Origin of the sequence: Dietzia sp. SLG310A2-38A2, from assembly GCF_014145095.1 — a bacterium.
Classification (GTDB): Bacteria; Actinomycetota; Actinomycetes; order Mycobacteriales; family Mycobacteriaceae; genus Dietzia.
Window position 1 is genome coordinate 1 of sequence record NZ_JAALDX010000123.1, and the last position, 4,383, is coordinate 4,383.

The following is a 4,383-nucleotide window of genomic DNA, read 5'->3' on the forward strand; positions in this document are numbered from 1 at the left end:
CGTCGATTCGAAACGAACGTCACTGGACATGTGTCTGGACAGTACACCACCCGCCGGACTATCGTCTAGACAGTTGTCCACCCGCACCCGACGGAAGGCCCCCCGTGACGACGAGCACCACCTACGACGCCCCGCTCCTCATCGGCGGCGAGCTGCGCCCGGCCTCCGGGGGCGGCACGTTCGACGTCCTCAACCCCGCCACGGAGGAACTGATCGGCCGCGCCGCCGACGCCCGCCCCGAGGACATGGACGCCGCCATCGCGGCCGCCCGGACCGCGTTCGACACCACCACGTGGTCCACCGATCATGCCTTCCGGGCGTCGTGCCTGCGGCAACTCCGGGACGCCCTGCAGTCCCACACCGAGGACCTGCGCGCGCTCACCATCTCCGAGGTCGGCGCCCCGCACATGTTCACCACCGGTCCGCAGCTGGAGGGTCCCGTCGCCGACCTGGGCTGGCTCGCCGACCTCGTCGACGCCTACCAGTGGGTCGAGGAACTGGGCGAGTCCGAGGTGATGGGGGTGCGCTCCCACCGGTCGGCGCGCCGGGAGGCGATCGGCGTGGTCGGCGCTATCACCCCGTGGAACTTCCCCAACCAGATCAACCTGGCCAAGATCGGCCCCGCCCTGGCCGCCGGCTGCACCGTGGTGCTCAAGCCCGCGCCGGACACCCCGCTCATCGCCGCGGCCGTGGCCCGGATCGCCGCCGAGGAGACCGACATCCCCGCGGGCGTGCTCAACGTGGTGTCGTCCTCGGACCACGGCGTTGGCGCCCAGCTGACCACCGACCCGCGCGTGGACCTGGTCTCGTTCACCGGATCCACCGCCACCGGCAAGAAGATCATGGTGGCCGCGGCGGAGACCCTCAAGAAGGTCTTTCTCGAGCTGGGCGGCAAATCCGCCGCGGTGGTGCTCGACGACGCAGACCTGGGCGCCGCGTGCTTCATGACGGCCCTCAACGCCTGCACCCACGCCGGCCAGGGCTGCGCTCTCACCACGCGCCTGGTGGTGCCGCGCGAGAAGTATGACGAGGCCGTCGAGGCGGCCAAGGGGGCCATGGCGGCCTTCGCGCCGGGCGACCCCACCGACCCCGGCACACTGTGCGGTCCGCTGATCTCCGAACTTCAGCGCGAGCGGGTCGAGGGGTACATCGCGCTGGCCGTGGAGGAGGGCGGCACCATCGAGATCGGCGGCGGCCGCCCCTCCGGCCAGGACAAGGCCACGGGCTTCTGGGTGGAGCCCACCCTGATCTCCGGTCTCGACAATTCCGCGCGGGTGGCCCAGGAGGAGATCTTCGGGCCCGTCCTCGTCGTCATCCCCCACGACGGCGACGACGACGCGGTCCGGATCGCCAACGACTCCCCCTACGGCCTCTCCGGCGCCGTCTGGGGCGCCGATCTCGACCGGGTCGAGAAGGTCGTCGCGAGCATCCGCACCGGAACGCTCGGGGTGAACGGCGGCGTCTGGTACGGCGCCGACGTGCCCTTCGGCGGATACAAGCAGTCGGGCATCGGCCGCGAGATGGGCCGCCAGGGCTTCGAGGAGTACCTCGAGACCAAGTCCGTGGCGACCCCGGCCTGACTCGCCACCCACACCTGACCCACCACCCCTATCAAGGAAGCAGAGACTACAGACATGGGACGTTTTGACGGCAAGTCCGTGATCGTGACCGGCGCGGCCGGCGGAATCGGCGAGGAGTACGCCAAGGCGCTCGCCGCGGAGGGCGCGAAGGTCGTGGTGGCCGACGTCTCGGACACCGAGGGCGAGCGCGTGGCCGCGGAGATCGTCGCCGCCGGCGGCGAGGCCTTCTTCCATCACACCGACGTCTCCGACCCGGACTCGGCCGGTGCGTGCGCCGAGGCGACGGTGGAGAAGTATGGCCGGCTGGACATGTTGGTCAACAACGCCGCGATCTTCGGCGGCATGAAGCTCGACTTCCTCATCACGGTGCCGTGGGACTACTACCAGAAGTTCATGCAGGTCAACATGAACGGCCAGCTCCTCATGGTGCGTGCCTGCTGGGAGAAGATGGCGGCGGCAGGTGGCGGCGCGATCGTCAACCAGTCCTCCACCGCCGCGTGGCTCTACTCCGGCTTCTACGGCCTGGCCAAGGTGGGCGTCAACGGCCTGACCCAGCAGCTCGCCACCGAGCTCGGCGGGTCGAACATCCGAGTCAACGCCATCGCGCCCGGCCCGATCGACACCGAGGCCAACCGCACCACCACCCCGCAGTCGATCGTCAAGGACATGGTCGACAAGCTCCCCCTCAAGCGCATGGGCCAGCCGCAGGACCTGGTGGGCATGCTGCTGTTCCTCCTGTCGGACGAGGCGTCCTGGATCACCGGGCAGATCTTCAACGTCGACGGCGGACAGATCATCCGGTCATGAGCACGGGCCAGAGCGCAGAGCAGAACGTCGACCAGGAGCCCGCACCGCGGATCGGGCCCGGGACGCCCGAGGACTCCCCCGCCCCGGTCGGGTTCATCGGCCTGGGCAACATGGGGGCGCCCATCGCGCGTCGGCTCCTGACCTGGCCGGGCGGCCTGGTGGTCTGCGACGTCCGTCCCGAGGCCACCGAACCGTTCGTCGCCGAGGGGGCCACCGCCGCCGCGACTCCGGCCGAGGTCGCCCGGACCGCACGACTGGTCTCGGTGACGGTTCTCGACGACGCCCAGGTCCGTGACGTCGTCGACGGCCCCGACGGGATCCTGCGCACCGCGGCACCCGGGACGGTGATCGCGGTCCACTCCACCATCTCCGACTCCACGGCCGTAGAGCTGGCTGGGGTGTGCGCGGCCGCGGGGGTGCATCTGGTCGACGCCCCGGTCTCCGGCGGTGCGCCCGGGGCCGAGAAGGGCGAACTCGCGGTGATGGTGGGCGGGCCGCGCGAGGTCTACGAGGCCTGCAAGCCCGTCTTCGCCCTGTGGGCCGCCATGCCGGTCCACGCCGGTGAGGTGGGCTCGGGTACGCGGATGAAGCTGGCCCGTAACCTGCTGCACTTCATCTCCTTCACCGCCACCGCCGAGGCCTCGCGCCTGGCGGAGGCGGCGGGCGTCGACATCGCCAAGCTCGGTCGCGTGGTCCGGCACACCGACGCCATCACCGGCGGCGCCGGGGCCGTGATGCTGCGCGAGACCACCGCACCGATCGACGCCGACGACTTCTGGCACGGCGTGTTCACCCATGTCCGGGGCCTCGGAGAGAAGGACCTCTCACTGGCCCTGTCCCTGGGCGAGCGCCTGGAGGTGGACCTGCCGCTCGGGACCATCGCGCTACGGGACCTGGGCACCGGGTTCGGCGTGGGGCCGGGCGAGATCGCCCGCCGCGCCACGGCCGCGGGTGTGGATGTGGACGACGACGACGAGGGAGCACGATGAGCGACACGACAGAGTCCGGCATGACCCCCGACCGCGAGCGCGGCTTGGCCATGATGACCGAGGTCTACGGCTTCGAGATGTCCGACGGCCCCGGCGACTACTTCGCCGAGACCGCGGACCACCTGTTCGGGCGCGTATGGTCCCGCCCCGGCCTGAGCCACCGCGACCGCCGCCTGCTCCTGCTGGGTGCACTCACCGCGCAGGGCAACACGGACATCGCCGACATCCAGGTGGGGGCCGCGCTGGGAAACGACGAGCTCACCCCGGAGGAGCTCGAGGAGATCGTGCTGTTCCTCTGCTACTACGCCGGCTGGCCCAACGGCACCAAGCTGGGCAACGTGGTGGGCCCGCACGTCGCGCGCGCCCGCAAGGCCGCACGACGGGCCGCGGCAGAGGCCGGGGGCGAGGGGTGAGCTCGGGGGTCAGGGCGGGAGTCGGGGGCAGAGTCACGGGCGATAGGTTGAGGACATGACCGCACCCCAGATCGACCAGGCGCTGCTCGACGTGGCGCTCGCCGCCCCCGGCTTCATGCCGCTGGACGAGGGCCGCACCCTCTACGAGATCGCCTGCGAGTACCTGGGCGACGGCGTGGGGGTCGAGATCGGCACCTACTGTGGCCGGTCGACCGTGTTCCTGGGCGCGGCCGCGCGTGTGACCGGCGGCAGCATCGTCACCGTCGACCACCACCGTGGGTCCGAGGAGCACCAGCCCGGGTGGGAGTACCACGACACCACGCTGGTCGACCCGCATACCGGCCGCCTGGAGACCCTCGTGGCGTTCCGGCACACGATGTGGGACGCGAAGCTCGACGACGTGGTGACGGCGGCCGTGGGCACCTCGCGCCAGGTGGCCCGCGTCTGGGGCAAGCCCGCCTCGTTCGTGTTCATCGACGGCGGCCACTCCTCCGAGGCGGCGGAGGCCGACTACGAGGGATGGGCACCGTGGGTCGCGGTCGGTGGTGCGCTGTTGATCCACGACGTGTTCCCGAACCCCGAGGACGGCGGTCG

General features: G+C 71.0%; 5 protein-coding genes. All 5 read left to right on the forward strand.

The window, feature by feature from the left end; genetic code table 11:
* Nucleotides 1-104 precede the first annotated feature (104 nt).
* A complete protein-coding gene (locus tag G6027_RS04625; RefSeq protein ID WP_182635817.1) occupies nucleotides 105-1,580 on the forward strand; it encodes an aldehyde dehydrogenase in 1,476 nt (491 codons plus the stop codon).
* A 54-nt stretch (nucleotides 1,581-1,634) separates the two neighbouring features.
* Complete coding sequence (locus G6027_RS04630; protein WP_182635818.1) at nucleotides 1,635-2,387, forward strand: SDR family oxidoreductase; 753 nt, start codon at nucleotides 1,635-1,637, stop codon at nucleotides 2,385-2,387.
* A complete protein-coding gene (locus tag G6027_RS04635) occupies nucleotides 2,384-3,376 on the forward strand; it encodes an NAD(P)-dependent oxidoreductase (RefSeq protein WP_277612300.1) in 993 nt (330 codons plus the stop codon). The genes G6027_RS04630 and G6027_RS04635 overlap by 4 nt, the downstream gene beginning before the upstream one ends.
* Nucleotides 3,373-3,789 carry a carboxymuconolactone decarboxylase family protein gene (locus G6027_RS04640; RefSeq protein WP_346995631.1) on the forward strand — a complete coding sequence of 139 codons (417 nt, stop codon included), beginning with the start codon at nucleotides 3,373-3,375 and terminating at the stop codon, nucleotides 3,787-3,789. The genes G6027_RS04635 and G6027_RS04640 overlap by 4 nt, the downstream gene beginning before the upstream one ends.
* 55 nt (nucleotides 3,790-3,844) lie before the next feature.
* A partial coding sequence (locus G6027_RS04645; RefSeq protein WP_182635820.1) for a class I SAM-dependent methyltransferase occupies nucleotides 3,845-4,383 on the forward strand: 539 nt, incomplete at its 3' end.

Excerpts from the sequence above, each read along its gene's own strand:
- G6027_RS04630 (WP_182635818.1), top strand. The coding sequence starts at position 1,635 with ATGGGACGTTTTGACGGCAAGTCCGTGATCGTGACCGGCGCGGCCGGC.
- G6027_RS04635 (WP_277612300.1), top strand. The coding sequence starts at position 2,384 with ATGAGCACGGGCCAGAGCGCAGAGCAGAACGTCGACCAGGAGCCCGCA.
- G6027_RS04640 (WP_346995631.1), top strand. The coding sequence starts at position 3,373 with ATGAGCGACACGACAGAGTCCGGCATGACCCCCGACCGCGAGCGCGGC.